This window comes from Thiohalobacter sp., assembly GCF_027000115.1.
GTDB lineage: Bacteria > Pseudomonadota > Gammaproteobacteria > Thiohalobacterales > Thiohalobacteraceae > JALTON01.
The window spans coordinates 60,139-83,553 of record NZ_JALTON010000054.1 but is presented as its reverse complement, the minus strand read 5'-3'; the positions used below and the strand labels follow the sequence as shown (position 1 = coordinate 83,553).

General features: G+C 67.2%; 24 protein-coding genes. 20 read left to right on the top strand and 4 right to left on the bottom strand.

Going from position 1 to position 23,415, the window contains the following annotated elements; translation table 11 throughout:
* The first annotated feature begins 2 nt into the window (after nt 1-2).
* From MVF76_RS10950 to MVF76_RS10920, 7 genes are all read left to right on the top strand, one after another.
* Nucleotides 3-1,205 (top strand): type II secretion system F family protein, encoded by a 1,203-nt coding sequence (locus MVF76_RS10950; RefSeq protein WP_297529039.1) that lies wholly within the window; start codon nt 3-5, stop codon nt 1,203-1,205.
* Nucleotides 1,205-2,794, top strand: a complete 1,590-nt coding sequence (locus MVF76_RS10945) for a hypothetical protein (protein WP_297529037.1) — start codon at nt 1,205-1,207, stop codon at nt 2,792-2,794. The genes MVF76_RS10950 and MVF76_RS10945 overlap by 1 nt, the downstream gene beginning before the upstream one ends.
* Nucleotides 2,791-3,420 (top strand): hypothetical protein, encoded by a 630-nt coding sequence (locus MVF76_RS10940; protein ID WP_297529035.1) that lies wholly within the window; start codon nt 2,791-2,793, stop codon nt 3,418-3,420. Before MVF76_RS10945 ends, MVF76_RS10940 begins: the two co-directional genes overlap by 4 nt.
* Nucleotides 3,417-3,863 carry a hypothetical protein gene (locus MVF76_RS10935; RefSeq protein ID WP_297529033.1) on the top strand — a complete coding sequence of 149 codons (447 nt, stop codon included), beginning with the start codon at nt 3,417-3,419 and terminating at the stop codon, nt 3,861-3,863. The genes MVF76_RS10940 and MVF76_RS10935 overlap by 4 nt, the downstream gene beginning before the upstream one ends.
* Nucleotides 3,860-4,555: a hypothetical protein gene (locus MVF76_RS10930; RefSeq protein ID WP_297529032.1), complete on the top strand. Its 696-nt coding sequence runs from the start codon at nt 3,860-3,862 to the stop codon at nt 4,553-4,555. Before MVF76_RS10935 ends, MVF76_RS10930 begins: the two co-directional genes overlap by 4 nt.
* Nucleotides 4,552-5,178, top strand: a complete 627-nt coding sequence (locus MVF76_RS10925) for a type II secretion system protein (RefSeq protein WP_297529030.1) — start codon at nt 4,552-4,554, stop codon at nt 5,176-5,178. The genes MVF76_RS10930 and MVF76_RS10925 overlap by 4 nt, the downstream gene beginning before the upstream one ends.
* 134 nt (nt 5,179-5,312) lie before the next feature.
* Nucleotides 5,313-5,912: a prepilin-type N-terminal cleavage/methylation domain-containing protein gene (locus MVF76_RS10920; RefSeq protein ID WP_297529028.1), complete on the top strand. Its 600-nt coding sequence runs from the start codon at nt 5,313-5,315 to the stop codon at nt 5,910-5,912.
* A gap of 324 nt (nt 5,913-6,236) precedes the next feature.
* On the opposite strand, the gene MVF76_RS10915 is transcribed toward MVF76_RS10920, so the two are convergent.
* From MVF76_RS10915 to map, 4 genes are all read right to left on the bottom strand, one after another.
* On the bottom strand, nt 6,237-6,596 hold the full coding sequence (locus MVF76_RS10915; protein WP_297529026.1) for a TusE/DsrC/DsvC family sulfur relay protein: 360 nt from the start codon (nt 6,594-6,596) through the stop codon (nt 6,237-6,239).
* Nucleotides 6,597-6,681: 85 nt separating this feature from the next.
* Nucleotides 6,682-7,050: a cupin domain-containing protein gene (locus MVF76_RS10910; protein WP_297529023.1), complete on the bottom strand. Its 369-nt coding sequence runs from the start codon at nt 7,048-7,050 to the stop codon at nt 6,682-6,684.
* A 2-nt stretch (nt 7,051-7,052) separates the two neighbouring features.
* Nucleotides 7,053-9,758 (bottom strand): [protein-PII] uridylyltransferase, encoded by a 2,706-nt coding sequence (glnD, locus tag MVF76_RS10905; RefSeq protein WP_297529021.1) that lies wholly within the window; start codon nt 9,756-9,758, stop codon nt 7,053-7,055.
* A complete protein-coding gene (gene map / locus MVF76_RS10900) occupies nt 9,758-10,546 on the bottom strand; it encodes a type I methionyl aminopeptidase (RefSeq protein WP_297529019.1) in 789 nt (262 codons plus the stop codon). Before map ends, glnD begins: the two co-directional genes overlap by 1 nt.
* A gap of 288 nt (nt 10,547-10,834) precedes the next feature.
* Here map and rpsB point away from each other — a divergent pair, with 288 nt between their 5' ends.
* From rpsB to lpxA, 13 genes are all read left to right on the top strand, one after another.
* Nucleotides 10,835-11,599 carry a 30S ribosomal protein S2 gene (gene rpsB, locus MVF76_RS10895; protein WP_297529017.1) on the top strand — a complete coding sequence of 255 codons (765 nt, stop codon included), beginning with the start codon at nt 10,835-10,837 and terminating at the stop codon, nt 11,597-11,599.
* Between the two features lie 102 nt (nt 11,600-11,701).
* Nucleotides 11,702-12,586, top strand: a complete 885-nt coding sequence (tsf, locus tag MVF76_RS10890) for a translation elongation factor Ts (protein ID WP_297529015.1) — start codon at nt 11,702-11,704, stop codon at nt 12,584-12,586.
* A gap of 174 nt (nt 12,587-12,760) precedes the next feature.
* A complete protein-coding gene (pyrH, locus tag MVF76_RS10885; RefSeq protein ID WP_297529013.1) occupies nt 12,761-13,486 on the top strand; it encodes a UMP kinase in 726 nt (241 codons plus the stop codon).
* Nucleotides 13,487-13,492: 6 nt separating this feature from the next.
* Complete coding sequence (gene frr, locus MVF76_RS10880) at nt 13,493-14,050, top strand: ribosome recycling factor (RefSeq protein WP_297529011.1); 558 nt, start codon at nt 13,493-13,495, stop codon at nt 14,048-14,050.
* 6 nt (nt 14,051-14,056) lie between these two features.
* On the top strand, nt 14,057-14,821 hold the full coding sequence (uppS, locus tag MVF76_RS10875; RefSeq protein ID WP_297529009.1) for a polyprenyl diphosphate synthase: 765 nt from the start codon (nt 14,057-14,059) through the stop codon (nt 14,819-14,821).
* Complete coding sequence (locus MVF76_RS10870) at nt 14,814-15,620, top strand: phosphatidate cytidylyltransferase (protein ID WP_297529007.1); 807 nt, start codon at nt 14,814-14,816, stop codon at nt 15,618-15,620. The genes uppS and MVF76_RS10870 overlap by 8 nt, the downstream gene beginning before the upstream one ends.
* Nucleotides 15,613-16,836: a 1-deoxy-D-xylulose-5-phosphate reductoisomerase gene (gene ispC, locus MVF76_RS10865; RefSeq protein ID WP_297529005.1), complete on the top strand. Its 1,224-nt coding sequence runs from the start codon at nt 15,613-15,615 to the stop codon at nt 16,834-16,836. Before MVF76_RS10870 ends, ispC begins: the two co-directional genes overlap by 8 nt.
* 5 nt (nt 16,837-16,841) lie before the next feature.
* Nucleotides 16,842-18,197 carry an RIP metalloprotease RseP gene (gene rseP, locus MVF76_RS10860; protein ID WP_297529112.1) on the top strand — a complete coding sequence of 452 codons (1,356 nt, stop codon included), beginning with the start codon at nt 16,842-16,844 and terminating at the stop codon, nt 18,195-18,197.
* A gap of 28 nt (nt 18,198-18,225) precedes the next feature.
* Nucleotides 18,226-20,508, top strand: a complete 2,283-nt coding sequence (gene bamA / locus MVF76_RS10855; protein WP_297529110.1) for an outer membrane protein assembly factor BamA — start codon at nt 18,226-18,228, stop codon at nt 20,506-20,508.
* Nucleotides 20,509-20,553: 45 nt separating this feature from the next.
* Nucleotides 20,554-21,048 (top strand): OmpH family outer membrane protein, encoded by a 495-nt coding sequence (locus MVF76_RS10850; protein WP_297529003.1) that lies wholly within the window; start codon nt 20,554-20,556, stop codon nt 21,046-21,048.
* 19 nt (nt 21,049-21,067) lie between these two features.
* The gene (gene lpxD / locus MVF76_RS10845; protein ID WP_297529001.1) at nt 21,068-22,096 is read left to right on the top strand and encodes a UDP-3-O-(3-hydroxymyristoyl)glucosamine N-acyltransferase; all 1,029 of its coding nucleotides are present in this window, start codon (nt 21,068-21,070) and stop codon (nt 22,094-22,096) included.
* A 61-nt stretch (nt 22,097-22,157) separates the two neighbouring features.
* A complete protein-coding gene (gene fabZ / locus MVF76_RS10840; protein WP_297528999.1) occupies nt 22,158-22,613 on the top strand; it encodes a 3-hydroxyacyl-ACP dehydratase FabZ in 456 nt (151 codons plus the stop codon).
* A complete protein-coding gene (gene lpxA / locus MVF76_RS10835; protein ID WP_297528997.1) occupies nt 22,610-23,380 on the top strand; it encodes an acyl-ACP--UDP-N-acetylglucosamine O-acyltransferase in 771 nt (256 codons plus the stop codon). The genes fabZ and lpxA overlap by 4 nt, the downstream gene beginning before the upstream one ends.
* The last annotated feature ends 35 nt before the right edge of the window (nt 23,381-23,415 follow it).

Genomic DNA, 23,415 nt, shown 5'->3' with positions numbered 1-23,415 from the left:
ACATGACCGCATTCGACTACAAGGCGATCAACGACGACGGCAAGATCGTGCTCGGCCGCATCGAGGCGGCCAACGACGCCGATCTGGAAATGCGGCTCGCCCGCATGGGGCTGGAGATGATCCGCGCGCGGCCGGCGCGGCGCGGCGGCTTGTCGCTCGGCCGCGGCCGGGTCGGACGCCAGGAACTGATCACCTTCACCTTCCACCTGGAGCAGCTCACCCGCGCCGGCGTGCCCATTCTCGAGGGTCTGGGCGACCTGCGCGACAGCGTATCCAATCCGCGCTTCCGCGAGGTCATTTCCACCCTGATCGAGGACATCGAGGGCGGCAAGACCCTGTCCGAGGCGCTGGAACGCTTTCCGGCCATCTTCAGCCGCGTGTTCGTCAGCCTGATCCGGGCCGGCGAGGCCAGCGGCCTGCTGCCCGATGTGCTGCGCGAGCTGACCGAGTCGCTGAAATGGCAGGACGAGCTGGCGGCGCAGGCCAGGAAGATTGTCATGTACCCGGCCTTCGTGGGCCTGGTGGTGATCGCTGTCTTCTTCTTCATGATGATCTACCTGGTGCCGCAGCTGACCAGCTTCATCGCCAGCATGGGCGGCGAGCTGCCGCTGCATACCCGGGCGCTGATCGCACTGTCCGGCTTTCTCACCGACTACTGGTACCTGGTGCTGGCGGCGCCGCCGGCGCTGTTCTTCGGGCTGCGGCTGGGCGCGCGCACCAGTCCGCGCATCCGTTACGAGGTCGATCGACTGAAGCTGTCCCTGTGGCCGCTGGGACCCATCCTGCGCAAGATCCTGCTGGCGCGCTTCGCATCCAACTTCGCGCTCATGTACGGCGCCGGTATCACCGTGCTGGATGGCCTGCGCATCACCGGGGAACTGGTCGACAACAAGGTCATCGAGGAGGCGCTGGCGCGCGTGCAGCGCCAGATCGGCGAGGGCGTCGGTCTCACGGCGGCGTTCGAGAACACGGCCCTGTTCCCGCCGCTGGTGCTGCGCATGCTGCGGGTGGGCGAGAACACGGGCGCGCTGGATCACGCCCTCAACAATGTGGCCTATTTCTATACCCGCGACGTGCGCGAATCCATCGAGCGGGTGCAGACCCTGATCGAGCCCACCATGACGGTGATCCTGGGCCTGCTGCTGGGCTGGGTGATGATGTCGGTGCTCGGGCCCATCTATGACATCCTGACGAGGATCACCTGATGCGGCAGATCCTGCTCATTACCGCCGCCGGCCTGCGGGTCTGGCACCTGGACCGGGGACGCCTGGACATGGCGGGCTTCTTCCCGGCCGACGCGGCGGGGCAGGCGGGGTTTGCCGACTATCTCGACGGTGTCGGTGCGCTGGATACCCAGGTGTTCACCGATCTGGTCGAGGAGGACTTCCGCATCGAGCCGGTGGCGCATGCCAGCGGCCGCGATCGCCAGGCCCTGCTGGCGCGGCATGGCGCGCGGCTGTTTCGCAGCACGCCCTACCGGCGCGCCGAGGTACTGGGCCGCAAGGCCGATGACCGCAGGCGCGACGAGGTGCTGTTCAGTGCCCTGACCAATCCCGAAGTCATCGACGTCTGGCTCGAGCCCCTGCGCCAGCGCCAGGTGCCGGTGGCCGGGCTCTGTTCGGTGGCGTTGCTGACGCCGTCTCTGGTGACCCGGCTGCGCGACCGCAAGGCCGAGCTGCTGGTGGTCAGCGAGGGCTGCGACAGCGGCCTGCGACAGTCGTTCGTGGTCGGTGGCCGGCTGCGCTTCAGCCGCCTGACGCCGGTGCCATCCGGGCTGACGCCCGAGGCCTATGCCGATTTCGTGCACGCCGAGATTGGCAAGACCAAGCGCTATCTCTCCAACCTGCATCTGCTGGCACGCGACCGCACCCTGGAGACAGCCATGCCGAGCGCGGGGGAACGCCTCGCCGCGCTGCAGGCCATGGGGCAGGAACGCGGGCTCGATCACTACGAGTTCCTGGACATGAACGAGGCCGCCGCCCGCATCGGCTATCGCGGCCAGCCGCTGGATGCCTGCGCGGACGGCCTGTTCGCGGCGCTGCTCGCCAGCCGCCCCCGGGCCGACCACTACACGCTCGTCGAGGACCGGAAGCGGCGGTGGCGGCATCGCGCCGAGCGCGCCGCGCCGGCGGTGGCGGCCACGGCGCTGGTGGCTGCGGTGTTCTGGGCCGGCCTCAACCTGTTCGACGGCCTGGCCCTGCAGGCAGAACGCGCGGCGACGGAACAGCGCATCGCGCTGGCGGAGCAGCATCTGGAGACGGTGCGCGCCGCGCTCCCGGAGACCGAATTCGATCCGCACCTGATGCAGGCGGCGGTGGCCCTGGCCCAGCGCCTGCAACAGGAGCGACGGGACCCGCATCGTGCCCTGGCCACGCTGGGACAGCGACTGATGGCGCACGGTGGACTGGCGCCGCGGGCGCTGGACTGGTTCGTCAGCGAGAACCCCGACGCGCGGGAGCCGGGTGCCGCCGACGAGACCCTGCAGGAGGCGATGCCGGAGCTGGGGCCGGACGGCGAGCCCATCGAGGCCGAGCCGGGCGAGCGCCGGCGCTACGCCATCAGCCGGCTCGAGGGCGAGGTGGTGCCCTTCGACGGCAACTTCACCCGCGCCCATCAGCGGGTGCAGGCACTGGTCGAGGATCTGCGTCACCGTCTGGGCGTGTTCCGTGCGGCTGCCGACCAGTTGCCGCTCAACACGGCTTCCGATGCGCGTGTCGCCGGCAGTCTGAGTGGTGAGGAGGTGGTGCGGCGTGCGCGCTTCGCGGTCAGGCTGGTCCTGGAGGGGCAGGGATGAAATTCGGGATTCCGGACTGGCGAAGGCTTTCCGCCCGCTGGCTGCTCAGCCTGGGGCTGCTGGGGCTGGCGCTGGTGGTTGCGCTCGGGAGTCTCGCCTGGCGCAGCCAGATGGCGCAGGCCGCCCGCGACGCCGAGGAACTGCTGGCGACCTTGCAGGACGAGGCGCGCGAGACCCGCGAGGCGATTCGCATCATTGCCGATCACGGCGCGGCCTTCCGCCGCCTGCGGGCAGAAGGCTTCATCGGCCCCGAGCGCCGGCTGGTCTGGATCGAGGCCGTGCGCGAGGCAGGGGATCGTGCCGGGGTGCTGGGGCTGAAGTTCCAGGTCTCGGCACGCATGCCTTCGGCGCGTGCCAGCCTGCCCGGCAATGGTCTGGCCCTCTACGTGACCCGCATGCAGTTGCGCATGGATCTCGCCCACGAGGGCGATCTGGTCGATTTCCTCGATCTGCTCGCGGTCCGTGGGCAGGGCTTCTTCGAGGTCAGTCGCTGTCGCCTGAATCGGGTCAACGACACGGGCGAGGTGCGTGTCGACGGACCCAATCTCACGGCCGAGTGCCTGCTCGACTGGTATAGCCTGGATACGCCGCCGGCGTCGGCCGAGGACGAGGAGATGCTGCTGTGAGCCGCCTGATCCGCAGTTTGCTGCTGGCGGCCGGTCTGCCGGCGCTGATGCCGGTGCAGGCGGGCGACGACCTGGGCCGGCTGTTTACCACGCCGGAACAGCGCGGGCGCATCGAGGCCCGGCGCCAGGGCCGGGTGCCGGTGGAGACACCGGTGGCAGTGGTCGACCGGTTGCGGGTGGACGGCATCATGATGAGCAGCGACGGCCGGCGGCGGGTATGGATCAACGGGGCCGGGGTGGCGCCGGACGCGCCGGGCAGCGATGTCAGCCTGTTCCGTGACGGGTGGGTGCGACTGGAACTGGATGCGAAGGGCACCCGCCGCGACCTGAAGCCCGGCCAGGTGCTGGACCGGATCACCGGCGAGGTCCGCGAGGGTTACCAACCCGCACCGGAAGCACCGGACAGCGTAGCGCCGAAGGCGGCAAGCGGGGATACCGGATGAACCCGCATCGAGCACAAGGGGGCGCGGCCCTGATCGTCTTTGCCCTGCTGCTGGTCACCGGCAGTGCCTATTTTCTGTTGACCGCGCTCAACAAGGGACGTCCCGCGCTGGAACGCGCCGCCGACGACAGCGGTCGCCTGGGCGAGATTCGCGAGGCACTGATGGGCCATGCGGTGCTCAATGGCTGCCTGCCCTGTCCGAGCACCAGCGCCACCAGCGGGGTGGCCGCGGCCAGCTGCAGCTCGGCCACCCGGGCCGGATTCCTGCCCTGGCAGACGCTGGGGCTGGGCCGGCTGGATGCCTGGCAGCATCGCTATCGCTACGTGGTCGATCCGGCCTTCGCCAGCGGTTGCAGCCTGACCCTGACCAGCGCCGGCGACATGCAGGTGCGGACCCGCGATGCGGGCGGGGCGTTGGTGCCGGTCGCGACGGCGCTGCCGGCGGTGATCCTGTCGCATGGTCCCAACGGCCTGGGCGCGCGCACCGGGAGCGGCGCGGCGCTGGCCAATCCGCCCGCCAGCCACATCGACGAGAACACCAACCGCACCGCGACCACGTCCTTCGTGCAGCGGGCGCCGACGGCCGATGCGGCGGCGCCGGGCGGGCCCTTCGACGATCTGGTCGCCTGGGTGCCCTCGTCCGAACTCATTGCCCGCATCGACCGGGCAACGCCGGGAGGTCTGCCACCATGAGAGACATGCAGCGGGGCTTTTCGCTGGTGGAACTGGCGGTGGTGCTGGTCATCATCGGCCTGCTGCTGGGTGGCATGCTGATGCCGCTCGCCAGCCAGATGGAGCGCGAACGCCGCGAGGAAACGCAGGCGACGCTGGAGACCATCCGCGAGGCCCTGATCGGCTACGCCCTGATCAACAGGCGCCTGCCCTGTCCGGACAGCAATGGCGACGGACTGGACAACGACGCCTGTCCCTCGGCCGCGAACCGGATGCGGGTCGGCGCGCTGCCGCATGCCAGCCTGGGTGTGAGCGCCACCGATGCCTGGGGCAACCCCTGGCGCTACGCCGTGAACGGGGCCTTCACCACCACCTTCACCCTGGCCACCGCCGGCAGCGGCAACGGCCGCATCCAGGCGACCGATGCCGCCAACTGCGGCGGCACCCTGTACGGGGACAATGTCCCGGCACTGGTGCGTTCGGACGGCAAGACACGCAACGCCGGCGCCCTGGAGCAGGAAAACCGCGACAGCGACCGCTGCTTCGTCGCCAGCGACTATCAGCCCGCGTTCGACGACCTGGTGGTCTGGGTGCCGGCCACGACCCTGTTCAGCCGCATGGTGGCGGGCGGGCAGCTGCCCTGAGAAGGTTTATAAAACAATGGCTTGAAAGGTAAACGGCCAGCAGATTCAAGGTCTGATCGGGCCTGGCCGCTAAGGGGGTAGCCCCGCCATGCGGGACAGCGGGCAAGACCAAGGGTTCAAGCAGGAGCAAGCTCATGAAACATCGTCAATCCGGATTCACCCTGGTGGAAATCGCCATCGTGCTGGTCATCATCGGACTCCTGTTGGGCGGGGTGCTCAAGGGCCAGGAGATGATCGCCAATGCCAAGTACAAGAGCCTGCGCAGTGAGGTCCAGTCCTACGCCGCGGCCTTCTACAGCTTCCAGGATCGTTATCGGGCGCTGCCAGGCGACTTCGATCAGGCCAGCGTCAAGCTCGACGCCGCGGCACCCAATGGCAACGGTGGCGGCACCATCAACGGGGGATATTGCAATGCGGCAGGTGACGAATCCTGCATGGTCTGGCAGCATCTGCGTTATGCCGGCCTGATTCCCGGCGATCCCACCGACACCGGTGGCGATGCCAACCCCAACCATCCCTATGGGGGACCCTACAGCGGTATCTACTCCGGCAGCAATGGCGGTCGCAGCGGTATCTGGCTGATCGTCCAGAACCTGAGCACCGAGGCAGCGCAACGGCTCGACGAGGACATCGACGACGGCGTGGCCAACACGGGCTCGGTATTCTGCGCCAACTGCGGTGGTGCGACCTATCCGGCGAATCGGACCAACCTGCAGATCCGCGTACTGTTCTAGCCCGCATATTGCACCAGGTCGGAAGCGGGCGGGAGCCAACTTGTTGTCCTGGTACGTAATGAACCGGATTTTTTGCCCATGGCCCGGAGTACGATTTGTGCCCGCCCGCTTCCTGCTGCGGCCCTGGCGGATTTTCGCTCGGCCTCGGGGGTGCTTCACTCAAGCCGTAGCGACGGCTACGGCTTTCGTTCCAGCTCTCCCCGAGCCCGGCTGCAAATCCGCCATCATCCGCAGCCCCTGGTGCAATATGCGGGCTAGCCGCACAGGCCACCGACGCCAAAACCCGAACGGCCCGCCTCCCGGCGGGCCGTTCCGTTTCAGCCCCTACATGACGTTGCCGAAGGAGGGGTCGCTGGCGCCCGGCGGGACCGGCAGGCCGGCGAGTTCGCAGGCCTGGCGCACCGGGCCACCGGGGAACAGGGCGTACAGATGGCGCTTGTTGCCGTCCGGCGCGGCGATGCATTCCATGCACTCCAGCACTTCCCGGGCATGGGCATCCGGGTGGGCGCGAAAGTTCTCGCGCAGGGCATGCAGGATGTGCAGGTGCGTCTCGGTGAGTTCGATGCCCAGGGCATGGGCCCGTTCGCGGGCGAGGTCCTCGCTCCAGGGGTCGAGGGCGGCGAGCGGGTCGCCGGGATCGCGCATGGCGGGGCGTTCGGTGGTTGAGGTCCAGCTTGTGTTCATGGGCAACCTCCTGAAAGGCGTGGGGCGGAGCCGGCCGGGCCGGGTCGCCGTGGTGTTGCGCCGCGGGGGCGGCGCCATACCCCAACTATAGTCCAGGGTCGGCCCGTGTGCCGGGCGTGGACGGGGCCAGACCAAAATGGATCAGATCGGCCTCGCCCGGTCCCGGGTTGTGCAGGCGGTGGCTTTCGCCGGGCGCGACCACCAGACAGTCGCCGGCTGCCAGCGTCAGTTCGCGGCCGTCGATGCAGGCCTGCAGCCGGCCCTCCAGCAGAATGAACAGCTCGGTCATGTCGGTGTGGGCATGGGCGCGGGTGACGGTGCCGGCCGGCAGCCGGGTGCGCGCGAGCTGGGTCAGGCCGGCGACCTCGCCGGCGCCGAGCCAGACCGACTTGAGCAGCCCCGGATCATGGCTGACCGGCTGCCTGCGGGTGGACCCTGCCGGCACGTGGCGCATGCTCAGTCGTTCCCCTCCAGCGCCGCCACCAGCGCGGCGCGCAGCGCCTGCTGCCGTTCGGGATCGGTGACGGGCTGGCCCTCGGTATCGGTGACATAGAAGGCGTCCTCGGCGCGGGAGCCGAAGGTGGCGATGCGGGCATTGTGCAGCTCCACGCCCTGCTCGGTGAACACCCGGCCGACGGTGGACAACAGGCCGGGCCGGTCGGCGGCGATCAGTTCCACCAGCGTGCGTTCGCCCGAAGGATCGGGCCGGAAGTCCACTTCCACGGGTATGTCGAAGTGGCGGAAGCGGTGCGGTGCGCGGCGGGTGACCGGCGGCGGCACCAGTCGTTCAGGCGCCAGCGCCTGTTGCAGCCGTTCACGGATGATCCGCCGCCGTTCGCGGTCCTCGATGGGCTGGCCCTGCTCGTCCAGCACCAGATAGGTATCCAGCGCGCGTCCGTCCTCGCTGGTCAGGATGCGGGCGTCGACGATGTCCAGGCCGAGCTGTTCCAGCACCGCCGTGGTCACCTCGAACAGGCGAGGGCGAACGGGGGTGGTGATGAAGATGGCGGTGCCGCCGCGCAGGTCGGGCCGCAGCGCGACCAGCGTTTCGCGATCGCCGGCCTCCAGCCGCTTGCGGGTCTGCCAGGCGATCTCGCGCGGATTGTGGCGCAGGAAGTATTCGTCGCCCAGTGGCGCCCAGAGGCGATGAAGATCGTCCGCGGAGATACCCTGTTCGCGCAGTTGCTCCGCCGCGCGCCGACGGTGGGCCTCGATCAGTTCCCGTTCGTCCTGTGGATTCTCGAGCCCGCGGCGCAGCGCCTTGGCGGTGGCATCGTAGAGTTCGCGCAGCAGGGTGTCCTTCCAGGCGTTCCAGAGCTCGGGATTGGTGCCGCGGATGTCGGATACGGTGAGCAGGTAGAGATAGTTCAGCCGTACCCGGCTGCCGACCTGGCGTGCGAATTCGTGGATGACGGCCGGGTCGCTGATGTCCCGGCGCTGGGCGGTGGTGGACATCAGCAGGTGACTGCGCACCAGCCAGGCGACCAGTTCCGTGTCGTAGTCGCCGAGGCCGTGGTCGCGGCAGAAGCGTTCGGCATCGACTGCCCCCAGCTCGGAATGGTCGCCGCCGCGGCCCTTGCCGATGTCGTGGAACAGGCCGGCCAGCACCAGCAGTTCCGGCTTCGGAATCTCCTCCTGCATCAACCGGCTGCAAAAGGGCAATTCGTGGGAGAACGCCGGCACCGTCAGCCGGCGGATGTTGCGCACCACGAACAGGGTGTGTTCGTCCACGGTATAGGCATGAAACAGGTCGTACTGCATCTGGCCGACGATCTGGCCGAAGGCCGGCAGATAGGCGGCGAGGATGCCGTAGCGGTTCATGCGTCGCAGCTGGTGGGTGACGCCGACCGGCTGGCGGATGAGTTCCAGGAACAGTGATCGGGCCCGCAGGTCGCGGCAGAAGTCGTCGTCGATCAGGTGGCGATGGGCGCGCACCAGGCGAATGGTCGCCGCGCGGACGCCCTTGATCTCGGGGTGCTGGGTCAGGATCAGGAAGAGTTCCAGCAGGGCGAAGGGATAGCGGATGAAGATATCGGGCGCGGTGACCTCGAGGTAGCCGCGACGGGTCTGGAAGCGGCGGTTGATCGGCACCGGCGTGTCGGCCTCGTCCGCCTCGAGGATGTCCTCGCGGAACAGCTGCAGCAGGGTCTCGTTGAGGCGGTTGAGCTGGGTGACGGTGCGGTAGTAGGCCTTCATGAAGGCCTCGACCGCGGCCGTGGGGCGTTCGGGGTCTTCCGGATAGCCGAGCAGGCCGGCCAGGGTGCGCTGGTGGTCGAACAGCAGCCGGTCCTCGCGCCGCCGCGCAGTGACATGCAGGGCAAAGCGGATGCGCCAGAGGAAGGCCTGGCCCTCGGCGAGGGCCCGGTATTCGTCCGCGGTCAGGAAGCCGTGGGTTACCAGGTCGGCCAGGGTGGCGCAGCCATAGTGGCGCTTGGCGACCCAGCCGATCATCTGGATGTCGCGCAGCCCACCGGGGTTCTCCTTGATGTTGGGTTCGAGGTTGTAGGCGGTGTCGCCGAAGCGGCGATGGCGCGCCTCCTGTTCCTCCAGCTTGGCGGCGAAGAACTCGGGGCCGCTCCACAGCCGGTCCGGGCCGATGGCCGCCTGCAGGGCACCGAACAGCGCTTGCGGTCCCGCCAGCGGTCGGGCCTCGAACAGGTTGGTGGCGACGGTGATGTCGGCCCGTGCCTGCTCGACGCACTCGGCGACCGTGCGCACGCTGTGGCCGACTTCCAGCTTCATGTCCCACAGTTGCATCAGCAGGGTTTCGATGGCGGCGGCATGCCGGGGCTCGGCGCCTTCCTCGAGCAGGATCAGCAGGTCGATGTCGGAGGCGGGCAGCAGCTCGCCGCGACCGTAGCCGCCGACGGCGATCAGGGCGATATCGGTGGCATCGCCGAAGTGCCGGTCCCAGGCGCGGCGAATGAGCTGGTCGGCCAGCCAGCAGCGGCCATAGACCAGTTCGACGGCGGAGGCGCCGGCATCGAAGTGGCGCCGCAGGGCGGCATCGCCGGTGCGCAGGGCGTCGCGCAGCACCGGCACCGGATCGGCCGCCCCGGCCAGCGCGGCATCCAGCGCTGCCTCGTCCAGCAGCCCGTCCAGTGCGGGCGGGTCGGGAAAACACTGCTGGGGTTCCAGCGGCTGCGAGGCCGGTTCGTTCATCAGGGCAGGACGGGCATGGTGTCCAGCGATTCGCTGGGGTGCAGGGTGAGCACCTCGAAGCCGTCGTCAGTGACCAGTACCGTGTGCTCCCACTGTGCCGACAGGCTGCGGTCGCGGGTGATGACCGTCCAGCCGTCCGGCAACAGCTTGGTCTGGCGCTTGCCGGCGTTGACCATGGGTTCGATGGTGAAGGTCATGCCGGGCTGCAGCTCGAGGCCGGTGCCGGGGGTGCCGTAGTGCAGCACCTGCGGCTCCTCGTGAAACTCGCGGCCGATGCCGTGGCCGCAGTACTCGCGCACCACCGAACAGCTGTGGCTTTCGACGTAGCTCTGGATGGCATGACCGATGTCGCCGAGACGGACGCCGGGCTGCACCATCTCGATGCCGATGCGCATGGCCTCGTAGCAGACGCTGACCACGCGCCGTGCCTGTACCGAGGGTTCGCCGATCATGAACATGCGGCTGGTGTCGCCATGGAAGCCGTCCTTGATGACGGTGACGTCGATGTTGACGATGTCGCCGTTCTTGAGCTTCTTGCCGCCGGGGATGCCGTGGCAGACCTGGTGGTTGACGGAGGTGCAGATGGACTTCGGAAAGCCGCGGTAGTTGAGCGGGGCGGGGATGGCCTTCTGCACGTTGACGATGTAGTCGTGGCAGATTTCGTCCAGTTCTCCGGTGGTGACGCCGGCCTTCACGTGCGGGCGGATCATCTGCAGCACGTCGGCGGCGAGCCGGCCGGCGACGCGCATCTTTTCGATCTCGTCGGGGGTCTTGATGGTGACGGACATGGGGATCTGAAGTCTCGGGCACGGCCCCGGAGGGGCCTGATTTGCTGGCTGAAAGCGGCAGTCTAGCAAGCCGGCCCCGGTTCCGGCCACCGTGCCCGCGGCCGGGTTGCATCTGTCCCCGCGGCGCCGGCTGTGGTATAAAGGCGCGCTTGCAGTACCGGCCCCGTCCGCGGGGCCGCCCAATCCGCACATGCACCGGCACATGGGACCGGGTGCCGTCGGTGATTCGCCGCCGGTTGTTCCATGGGGTGCATGGAGGCCCAACCCTTCAAAATCGGAGTTTTAGTCATGGCAGAAGTCACCATGCGCCAGATGCTCGAGGCTGGCGTGCATTTCGGTCACCAGACCCGTTTCTGGAACCCGAAGATGGCCCCCTACATCTTCGGCGAACGCAGCAAGATCCACATCATCAATCTGGAAAAGACGCTGCCCCTGTACAACGAGGCGATGAACTATCTCGGCAGCCTGGCGGCCAAGGGCGGCACCGTGCTGTTCGTCGGCACCAAGCGCGCCGCGCGCGAGGTCATCGGCGAGGAGGCGCGCCGCTGCGGTATGCCCTATGTCAACCATCGCTGGCTGGGCGGCATGCTCACCAACTACAAGACGGTGCGCCAGTCCATCCGTCGCCTGAAGGAACTCGAGGCCATGGCCGAGGATGGTTCCCTCGACCGGCTGAGCAAGAAGGAAGCCCTCATGCGTCGCCGCGAACTCGAAAAGCTGGAGCGCAGTCTCGGCGGCATCAAGGACATGCGCGGCATTCCCGATGCGCTGTTCGTGGTCGACGTCGGCCACGAGAAGATCGCTGTTGCCGAGGCGAAGAAGCTCGACATCCCCGTGGTCGGCATCGTCGATACCAACAACTCGCTGGAAGGCATCGACTACGTCATCCCCGGCAATGACGACGCCATCCGCGCCATTCAGCTGTATGTGCGCGGTGCCGCGGATGCCATCATCGAGGGCAAGAGTGCCTCGGTGCAGGTGGGCGTCGGCGACGACGATTTCGTCGAGGTTCAGGAACCGGCGGCACCCGCCGGGGAAGAGGCCAAGGCCTGATCCGGTCCCCGATGCACCGCCGGCTCCCGGCATGGCGCGCCGGGACCGGCGGGTGCACCCGTTTCCGAATTCGCAAACAGACAAGTCTTGGGAGATGAGCGCATGGCAATCTCAGCGGCACAGGTAAAGGAACTGCGGGAGCGCACCGGCTCCGGCATGATGGAATGCAAGAAGGCCCTGGTCGAGGCCGGCGGCGACATGGAGGCGGCGGTCGAGCTGCTGCGCAAGTCGGGCCTGGCCAAGGCCGACAAGAAGGCCGGCCGGGTGGCGGCCGAGGGCCTGATCGTGATCGAGATCAGCGACGACGGCAAGCGCGCCGCGCAGGTCGAGGTCAACTGCGAGACCGACTTCGTGGCCAAGAAGGAGGAGTTCCAGGACTTCGCGCGCAAGGTCGCGCGTCGCGTGCTGACCTCCAGCCCCGAGTCGCTGGAGGCGCTGATGGAAATGCCGCTCGAGGACGGCTCCGATGTCAGCATCGAGACGGCGCGCAAGGAACTCATCGCCAAGCTCGGCGAGAACATTGCCGTGCGCCGCTTTGCGGTGATGGAGACCAGCGGCACCATCGGCAGCTACATTCACGGTGGCCGCATCGGGGTGCTGGTGGACCTGCAGGGTGGCAACGCCGATCTGGCCAAGGATGTCGCCATGCATGTGGCGGCGAGCAAGCCCGTGGCCGTGTCCGAAGCGGACGTCCCCGCCGACCTGCTGGCCAAGGAACGCGAGATCATCACCGCCCAGGCGGAGGAGAGCGGCAAGCCGGCGGAGATCGTGGCCAAGATGGTCGACGGCCGTATCCGCAAGTTCCTGGCCGAGGTCACCCTGGTCGGTCAGCCCTTCGTCAAGGACCCGGACACCACCGTGGGCAAGCTGCTGGACAAGGCCGGTGCCAGCGTCGCCGGTTTCCAGCGCATGGAGCTGGGCGAGGGCATCGAGAAGAAGTCCGAGAACTTCGCCGACGAGGTGATGGCGCAGGTACGCGGCGACTGAGCCGGTCGGCACGAAGGATCGGCGGGACTTGCCGCCGTGCACGGGGCCGCTCTGCGGCCCCGTTGCATGCATGGCATTCCGCACTGAAAAAGACGACAATAGGCCGATTCCTGCGCCCCGTGCGCCGAAGTTGCATGAAAAAGAAACGCTAGCCCATTGGTTTTACGGATATAAATGCCTGAACAGACTCCGCGTTACCGCCGTATCCTTCTCAAGCTCTCCGGCGAGGCCCTGATGGGTGAGCTGGCCGCCGGCATCGACCCCGCCCGGCTCGACGCCTTCGCCGCCGAGATCCATCAAGTGGCGGCGCTCGGCGTCCAGGTCGGGCTGGTGATCGGCGGCGGCAACATCTTCCGCGGCGCCGGCCTGGCCGCGGCCGGCATGGATCGGGTCAAGGGCGACCAGATGGGGATGCTGGCGACGGTGATGAACGCGCTGGCCATGCAGGATGCGCTGCGCCGCCAGGGCAGCGAGGCGCGAGTGATGTCGGCCTTTCCCATCGGGACCCTGGCCGAGCCCTTCGATCGTGACCGCGCGCTGCGTCACCTGGACAAGGGGCGGGTGGTGTTGTTTTCCGCGGGTACCGGCAATCCGTACTTCACCACCGACTCCGCCGCGAGCCTGCGCGCCATCGAGATCGGGGCGGATATCCTGTTCAAGGCCACCCAGGTGGATGGCGTATACGACGCCGACCCGCGCAGCAATCCCGATGCGAAGCGCTTCGAGCGCGTGAGCTACGAGGAGACGCTGACCCGCAGGCTGGCAGTGATGGATGCGACGGCGGTGGTGCTGTGCCAGGAACAGAAGCTGCCGCTGATGGTCTTCAACATTCACGAACGTGGCAACCTGATGCGCGCTGTCTGCGGTGAGCCGGTTGGCACGCTGGTGGAAAGAGGATGAACCGGAATGATCGATGACATTGTCAAGGACGCCGAGACCCGCATGGGCAAGAGCGTCGAGTCCCTGAAGACGGAGCTTTCCAGGCTGCGCACCGGACGCGCCCATCCCAGCCTGCTCGACCACATCACGGTCGACTACTACGGCAGCCAGACGCCGCTGAAACAGGTCGCCAACGTGGCCATCGAGGACGCGCGCACGCTCACCGTCACCCCCTGGGAAAAGCAGATGGTGCCGGTGATCGAGAAGGCGATCATGGAGTCCGATCTCGGCCTGAACCCGAATACCGCGGGGACGGTGATCCGCATCCCGCTCCCGCCGCTGACCGAGGAGCGGCGCAAGGACATGATCCGCATCGTGCGCCAGGAAGCCGAGGGTGCGCGGGTGGCGATTCGCAACATCCGCCGCGATGCCAACAGCGATCTCAAGGAACTGCTCAAGGAAAAGGAGATCTCCGAGGACGAGGCGCGTCACGGCGAGGAGCGCATCCAGAAGCTGACCGACAAGTATGTCGCCAAGGTGGACGAGGTGCTGGCGGCCAAGGAAAAGGAACTGATGGAGATCTGATCCGGCGTGAGCGAACTCGGCCACATCGACAGCCGGCTGCTGGCGGACCGACCCCGGCACATTGCCATCATCATGGACGGCAACGGCCGCTGGGCGCGCGCCCGTGGCCTGCCGCGGCCGGCCGGTCACCGCGAGGGCGTCAAGGCGGTGCGGCGGGTGGTCGAGGCCTGCCGCCAGAACGGTATCGAGGCACTGACCCTGTTCGCCTTTTCCAGCGAGAACTGGCGCCGGCCGCGGACCGAGGTCAAGCTGCTGATGGACCTGTTCATCAGCACCCTCAAGCGCGAGGTGCGTGACCTGCATGCCAACGGCGTGCGGGTGCGCTTCATCGGTGATCGCACGGCCTTCTCGCCCAGGCTCCAGCAACTGATGGACGAGACTGAGGCCCTGACCGGCGGCAACGAGGGCCTGACCCTGGCGATTGCCGCCAATTACGGCGGACGCTGGGATCTGGCGCGCGCCGCGCGGCGCCTGGCCGAGCAGGTGGCGGCCGGGGCACTGGACCCCGCCGGGATCGATCCCGACCGGCTGGGTCGCGAGGTGAGCCTGGCCGACCTGCCGGAGCCCGATCTCTTCATCCGCACCGGTGGTGAGCAGCGCATCAGCAATTTCCTGCTCTGGCAACTCGCCTACACCGAGCTCTATTTCACCGACATCCTCTGGCCCGATTTCGACCAGGACCGGCTGGCCGAGGCCCTGGCATGGTTTGCCGGCCGTCAGCGCCGCTTCGGCTGCACCGGCGAACAGGTGGAGCAGCTCAAGGGTGCTTAGGCAGCGCCTCCTCGCCGCCCTGGTGCTGATCCCGCTGGTGGTCTGGGTGGTGCTGTGGGCACCGCCGCCGGTGTTCGCAGTGGCGACCGCGCTGGTAGTGCTTGGCGGTATCTGGGAGTGGACGCGGCTGGCCGCCCTGCGCGGACGGGTTCTGCGCGTCGGCTATCTGCTGGCGTTCGCGGGTCTGCTGGGGCTGGGCTGGCTGCGCCTTGCAGAGCCCGACTGGGCGCCGGGGCTGCTGGTGCTGGCACTGGCGTGGTGGCTGCTGGCACTGGCCTGGATCCTGCGGCCGCTGGCCGGCCAGCGGCAGCGCGGACTGAAGGCGCTGCTGGCACTGCTGGCGCTGCCGCCGGCCTGGGTCGGCCTCAATCTGTTGCACGCCGCGCCCCAGGGGCCGGCCTGGGTCATGTTCCTGCTGGTGCTGATCTGGGTGGCGGACAGCGGCGCCTACTTTGCGGGTCGCGCATTCGGCCGTCACAAGCTGGCACCGCGGGTGAGCCCGGGCAAGACCTGGGAAGGTGTCGCCGGCGGGCTGATCGCCTGTGCCCTGGTCGGCTGGCTGGGCGGCGGCTGGCTGGGCGATGCCGGCCTCAACCGGCCCGGACTGGTGCTGCTGGCGGTGGCGACCGGGGCGATTTCCATCGTCGGCGACCTTTTCATCAGCCTGCTCAAGCGCCAGGTGGGCCTCAAGGACACGGGTCACCTGATTCCCGGGCATGGTGGCGTGCTGGACCGCATCGACAGCCTGCTGGCCGCAACACCCGCCTTCGTGCTGGGTCTGGAGCAGGTCCGTGGCTGACGCGGGCAGGGCCTCCCGCGGGCCGCGCGGGATCACCGTCCTCGGTGCGACCGGTTCCATCGGCGTGAGCACCCTGGACGTGGTTGCCCGCCATCCCGATCGTTACCGGGTTCGTGCCTTGACTGCCCACCGCGATGTCGAGGGGTTGCTGGCCCAGTGCCGGCGCTTTCGTCCCGAGCTGGCGGTGATGGCCGATGCCGGTCAGGCCGCGACACTGGCCGACGCGCTGGCCGGAGAGGGTATCGATACCCGCGTGGCCGGCGGCCCCGAGGGTCTGCTGGAGGCGGCCGCGCTGCCGGATGCCGAACTGGTGATGGCTGCCATCGTGGGTGCGGCGGGTCTCGCGCCGACGCTGGCGGCGGTGCGTGCCGGCAAGCGCGTGCTGCTGGCTAACAAGGAGGCGCTGGTGATGTCCGGTGCCCTGTTCATGGACGAGGTCCGTCGCCACGATGCCGTGCTGTTGCCGATCGACAGCGAGCACAACGCGGTGTTTCAGGCCATGCCGGCGGGCTTTCGGCCCGGGCGCACGCCGGAAGGGGTGCGCCGGGTGCTGCTGACCGCCTCCGGCGGACCCTTCCGCGACACCCCGGTCGAGGCGCTGGCGCGCGTCACGCCCGATGAGGCCTGCGCGCATCCCAACTGGGACATGGGCCGCAAGATCTCGGTCGACTCGGCGACCATGATGAACAAGGGGCTGGAAGTCATCGAGGCCTGCTGGCTGTTCGGCCTGCCGGCGGAGCAGGTGCAGGTGGTGTTGCATCCGCAGAGCGTGATCCATTCCATGGTCGACTACGTCGACGGTTCGGTGGTGGCGCAGCTGGGCAATCCCGACATGCGTACGCCGATTGCGCACGCCCTGGCCTGGCCCGAGCGCATCGACTCCGGTGTGCAGCCACTGGACCTGGTGACGGTGGGGCGGCTGGACTTCGAGGCGCCGGACCCGGTGCGTTTTCCCTGCCTGCGACTGGCCTACGAGGCCTGGGCCGCGGGCGGCACGGCGCCGGCGCTGCTCAATGCGGCCAACGAGGTGGCCGTCGCGGCCTTTCTCGACGGGATGCTCGATTTTCCCGGCATTCCGGGTGTCATCGAGGACACGCTGGCTGCGCTCCCGCCGGTGACGGCGGACTCGCTCGATACGGTGCTGGCCGCCGACCGCGAGGCGCGCGAGCGGGCGCGCGACCTCGTTGTTGCGCGGCAACGGAGGTCGGCCTCGTGAGCGGCATGCTGTTCACCCTGGCTGCCTTCCTCGTTGCGCTCGGCCTGCTGGTGACAGTGCACGAGTTCGGCCACTTCTGGGTGGCGCGCCGCATGGGCGTGCGCGTGCTGCGCTTCTCGGTCGGCTTCGGCAAGCCCATCTGGCGCCGGCAGAAGCATCCCGATGCCACCGAGTTCGTGATCGCCGCCATTCCGCTGGGCGGCTATGTGAAAATGCTGGACGAGCGGGAAGGACAGGTGCCCGCGGAACTGCGTGACCAGGCCTTCAACCGCAAGCCGGTCGGTGCGCGCATCGCGGTGGTGGCCGCCGGGCCGGCCTTCAATTTCCTGCTTGCCATCCTGGTGTACTGGATGATGTACGTCACCGGCGTGCCGGGTGTGCGGGCCATTGTCGGCGAGGTCACGCCCGGCAGTCCCGCCGCCCATGCCGGATTCCAGCCGCAGGACGAGATCCTGCGTGTCGGCGAGCGCGATGCCCACACCTGGCAGACGGCGGTACTGGCGCTGCTGGATGCAGCGCTGGACCGGGCCGCGGTGGTCGTGGAGGTGCGCGGTGCCGATGGCGTGCTGCAGGAACGGCGCCTGGATCTGAGCCGGGAAGACGGCCTGCTGGATCGGGGCAATCTGCTCGATCACATCGGACTCAAGCCCTGGCGCCCCGAACTGCCCGCGGTGATGGGCAAGCTGGTGCCGGGCGGGGCGGCGGAGCGGGCCGGATTCCGGGCGGGAGACCGTATCATAAGTGCCGACGGCGTGCCCATCGCCAACTGGGAGGCGTGGGTAGACTTCGTCCAGCAACGCCCGGAGCAGCGTTTCCCGGTCACGGTCGAGCGCGACGGGCAGACGTTGACGCTCGAGCTGCGCCCGGACCGCGTGGAGATCGACGAGGGCGCGATCGGACGCATCGGCGCGTATCCCGAGGTGCCCGAGTCGCTGGGAGCGGAACTGCGTACCGAAACCCGCTATGGGCCGGTGCGGGCGCTGGGCAAGGCCATGGCCAAGACCCTGGACATGAGCCTGCTCACCCTGCGTACCCTGTGGAAGATGCTGGTCGGCGAGGCCTCGGTGGAAAATCTCAGCGGCCCCATCAGCATCGCGCAGTTCGCCGGCCAGTCGGCCAGCCTGGGTCTGGCGTCCTTCCTGGGTTTTCTCGGCATTGTCAGCATCAGCCTCGGCGTTCTCAATCTGCTGCCCATTCCGATACTGGATGGCGGGCATCTTCTGTATTACCTTATTGAGCTTTTCAAGGGGAGTCCGGTTTCCGAACAGACCGAGATCCTCGGACAGCGCATCGGCATCGCCATTCTCCTGGCGCTGATGACCATAGCCATCGTCAACGACTTCACGCGCCTGTTGCAGTGAGCGCCGAGAACAAGAATTCGCACCCGTGATGAGAACTTCCCTTTCGAGTTTCCTGCTGGCCCTGTTGCTGTGCGGCCGGGCGCTGGCCTTCGAGCCCTTTACCGTCCGCGACATCCGGGTGGAGGGTCTGCAGCGCATTTCCGCCGGTACGGTGTTCAGCTATCTGCCCGTCAAGGTCGGGGAGCGCTTCGACGATGCGCGTTCCGAGGCCGCTATCCGTGCGCTTTTCCGCAGCGGCTTCTTTCAGGACGTGCGACTGGAGCGGGACGGGGACGTGCTGGTGGTGGTGGTCGAGGAACGTCCCGCGATTTCGAGCATCGAGATCACGGGCAACGAGGATATCGAGAGCGAGCCGCTGCTGGAGTCGCTGAAGCAGATCGGTCTGGCCGAGGGTCGGGTATTCAACCGCTCGCTGCTGGACAAGGTCGAGCAGGAACTGCGTCGGCAGTATTTCGCGCGCGGCAAGTACGGGGTGCGCATCCGCACCGAGGTCAGTCCCCTGGAGCGCAACCGTGTCGGCATCAGCATTCGCATTTCCGAAGGCCGCGCTGCCCGTATCCGCCAGATCAGCATCGTCGGCAACCGGGCCTTTGATGACGAGACCCTGCTCGATCAATTCGAACTGAGCACGCCCACGCTGCTGTCCTTCTACACCCGGGCCGACCAGTATTCCAAGCAGAAGCTGGCCGGAGACCTGGAAACCTTGCGCTCATTCTATCTGGACCGCGGTTACATCAACTTCAACATAGACTCCACCCAGGTCCAGATCACGCCGGACAGGCAGGACATCTACATCACCATCAATGTCACCGAGGGCGACCAGTTCCGCGTTCGCGAGGTAAAGCTGGCCGGTGACTTCGTGGTGCCGCCCGAGGAACTGTTCCCGAGCGTGACCCTGAATCCGGGCGATATCTTCTCGCGCCGCCGCGTGACCGCGACAGTGGAGCGCATCGGCGACCATCTGGGCGAACAGGGTTATGCCTTCGCCAACGTCAATACCATCCCCGAGGTGGACGAAGACAGCAAGGAGGTCACCGTGACCTTCTTCATCGACCCGGGCAAGCGTGTCTACGTGCGGCGCATCAACATGATCGGCAACACGCGCACCCGCGACGAGGTACTGCGCCGGGAAATGCGGCAGATGGAGGGCGGCTGGTTTTCGGCCGCGGCGGTGGAGCGTTCCCGAACCCGGCTCGACCGGCTGGGTTTCTTCGAGGAAGTCAACGTGGAAACCCCGGCCGTGCCGGGGACCACCGATCAGGTCGACGTGAACTTTTCCGTTACCGAACGTCCGTCGGGCAACCTGGTGCTGGGCCTGGGCTACGCTCAGACCTCGGGCATCCTGTTCAATGCCAGCGTCAGCCAGGACAATTTTCTCGGCTCGGGCAAGCGGGTGAGTTTCGCGTTCAACAACAGTAACATCAACAGCGTCTACAGCTTTTCCTACACCAACCCCTACTACACTATTGATGGTGTCAGCCGTGGTTTCGGGGCCTACTATCGCGAGACCAACGCCGCCCAGGCCAACATTGCCAACTATGTGGTGGATACCTTCGGCGGCAATGTCAGCTATGGCATTCCCATCAACGAGTTCGACCGGGTCAATCTCAATGTGGAGGCGGAGTATCTGGATATCGGTACGACGGCGTTTTCGCCGCAGGTGGTGGATGATTTCCTGGCTGCCTATGGCAATACCTTCGCTAACCTGAGACTCACGGGCAGCTGGGCGCACGATACCCGGAACCGGGCAATCTTCGCTGATCGCGGCATGCTCCAGCGCCTGAGCATGGAGTTCAGCGTGCCGGGCGTGGACCTGCAGTACTACAAGATCAATTATCGGCACCTGTTCTATGTGCCGCTGACAAGACTGTTCACCCTGTCGGTGAACGGTGAGCTGGGTTATGGCGATGGCTTCGGCAAGTTCGACAACCTGCCTTTCTTCAAGAATTATTACGCGGGTGGCGTGCGTTCGGTGCGCGGGTTCCAGGACAACACCCTTGGACCGCGTGATGCGGTCACCAACCAGCCCATCGGTGGCAGCTTCAGGCTGGTCGGCAGCATCGAACTCTTTTTTCCGCCGCCCTTTTTCCCGGACTCGAATTCCATGCGCATGAGTGCATTCCTGGACGTGGGCAACGTGTTTGCGGATTTCGACAGCTTCCAGGCGAGCGAATTGCGCTATTCTTTGGGCGTGGGCGCGACCTGGCTGTCGCCGCTGGGCGCGCTGACCTTCAGCCTGGCGCAACCTATGAATGACCAGAGCGGGGATCAGGTCCAGGTATTCCAGTTCACCATCGGTACCACCTTCTGAGGCCCTGTGGCGGAGAGGATGAGAATGAAATACATGATTCGATCAATGCGTTGGTTTCTGCTGGCGGGGCTGCTGGCGATGGCAGGCGGGGCCTGGGCCGAGGCCAGGGTGGGCTTCGTCAACACCTCACGGCTGCTGGAGGAGGCGCCACAGGCCAAGGCGGCCATCAGCAAGATGGAGTCCGAGTTTGCGCCGCGGGAAAAGGAACTGGTGGCCATGCAGCGCGAGATCAAGGCGGCCGAGGACAGGCTGCAGCGCGATGGCGCGGTGATGAGCGACAGCGAGCGCAGCAAGGCGGAGCGCGACATCATCAGCCGCAAGCGCGAACTCAAGCGCGCCCAGGACGAGTTCCGCGAGGACCTGAACATCCGCCGCAACGAGGAACTGTCCAAGCTGCAACGTCATCTCTACGAGGCCATCGTGGCCCTGGCCAAGGAGGAGAAGTACGACCTCATCATCAGCGAGGGCGTGGTGTTCGCCAGCGAGCGTATCGACATCACCAACGCCGTGCTCGAGCGGCTGAAGCGCGAGTTCAAGTAGGGCGGGGTGCCCGGGTCCGGTGCTGACGCTCGGAGAGATTGCCGAACGAACCGGCAGTGAACTGATCGGTGACCCCGAGCAGCAGGTCGCGGGCGTCTGCACCCTGCAGAATGGGCGGCCGGACTGTATCGCGTTCCTCGCCAATCCGCGATACCGGAAGTACCTGGCGGACACGCACGCCGGCGCGGTATTTGTGACCCGCGAGCTGGCAGAGCAGTGCCCGGTGGCCGCGCTGGTCAATGACAACCCCTATCTCGCCTACGCCCGCGCGGCGGCCCTGCTGGCGCCGCCGCGGGCGCTGGAGCCGGGCGTGCATCCCTCCGCCGTGGTGGCAGAGGACGCGGTCGTCGATCCCTCCGCCCAGATTGCCGCGCAGGCGGTGGTGGAGAGCGGGGCCGATATCGGACCCGGCGTGCTGGTGGGGCCGGGCTGCGTGGTGGGGCGCGACGTGCGCATCGGTGCCGATACCCGGCTGGTCGCCAACGTGACCCTGTGCGAGGGCGTCCGTCTCGGGGTGCGCTGCCTGCTGCATCCCGGGGTGGTGGTCGGCAGCGATGGCTTCGGTATCGCCAGGGATGGCGCGCGCTGGGTCAAGGTGCCGCAACTCGGCGGCGTGCGTATCGGCGACGATGTCGAGATCGGCGCCAACACCACCATCGACCGGGGGGCGCTGGAGGACACGGTGATCGAGTCCGGCGTCAAGCTGGACAACCAGATCCAGATCGCCCACAACGTGCAGATTGGCGAGAATACCGCCATCGCCGGCTGTGCCGGCATCTCCGGCAGTGCGCGCATCGGACGCAACTGCATGATCGCAGGCGGGGTCGGCGTGGTCGGCCACCTGGAGATCGCCGATGGCGTGGTGGTGACCGGCATGTCCATGGTGACCAGGTCCATTCCCGAACCGGGGGTGTATTCCTCGGGGCTGCCGGCGCAGCCGAACGAACAATGGAATAGAATCACGGCGCGCCTGCGTCGACTGGATGACATGGCACGGCGTCTGCGCGAGCTGGAACGTCGGCTGGAGCAGGGCGAAGACGCCGACTGAGGCGGGCAGGGCGCGGCATCGCGCGGACCCGGAAAGCGCAAACACAACGGAAGATACGAACATGGCCGACGGCACCCTCGACATCAACCAGATCATGCAGCACCTGCCGCATCGCTACCCCTTTCTGCTCATTGATCGGGTGCTCTCCTATACCCCGGGTGAAACCCTGCTGGGCTACAAGAACGTCACCTTCAACGAACCCTTTTTTCAGGGACATTTCCCGCAGAAGCCCATCATGCCGGGCGTGCTCATCATCGAGGCACTGGCCCAGGCGACCGGGCTGCTGGCGTTCCGTACCGTGGAGCAGAAGGCCGAGCGTGACACGCTTTACTATCTGGTCGGCGTGGACAAGGTGCGATTCAAGCGGCCTGTGGAGCCCGGCGATCGCCTGATGCTGGAAGTGAAGGTCAAGACCACGCGTCGCGGTATCTGGGTGTTCGATGCCGAGGCCCGGGTCGACGACCAGCTTGTGGCCAGTGCCGAGATCATGTGCACGGAAAGGGAAATCGACGCTTGATCGATCCACGTGCTGTCATCGACCCGCAGGCGAGGCTGGCCGACGATGTCGAGGTCGGCCCGTTTGCCGTGATCGGCCCGCGGGTCGAGATTGGCAGCGGTAGCCGCATCGGCCCGCACTGTGTCATCCAGGGGCCGACCCGCATCGGGCGCGACAACCACATCTACCAGTTCGCCTCCATCGGTGACGCGCCGCAGGACAAGAAATACGCCGGCGAGCCCACGCGGCTGGAGATCGGCGACCGCAACACCATCCGCGAATTCGTCACCATCAACCGGGGCACCGTCCAGGACAAGGGCGTGACCCGCATCGGCGACGACAACTGGATCATGGCCTATGTGCATATCGCCCATGACTGCGAGGTGGGCAGTCATACCATCTTTGCCAACAGTGCCTCGCTGGCCGGCCATGTGCGGGTCGAGGACCATGCGATACTGGGCGGCTTCACCCTGGTGCACCAGTTCTGTGCCCTCGGCGCCCATTGTTTCACGGCCTTTGGTACCGTACTGGGCAAGGATGTCCCGCCCTATGTGATGGTTTCGGGCAATCCTGCCCGGCCCCATGGGCTCAACATCGAGGGCCTCAAGCGGCGGGGCTTCGGCGCCGACGCCCTGCGCGCGCTCAAGCAGGCCTACAGGACCCTGTACCGGTCTGGCCTGACCCTGGAGGAGGCGCTGGCGCGTCTGCGCGACCAGGCAGCAGAGAGCCCGGAAGTCGAGGCGCTGGTCCGCTTCCTGGAAGGGCAGACCCGAGGCATCGTGCGCTGAGCGGGCGGGGCGATGGCGATCCGTCCCGGCTGCCC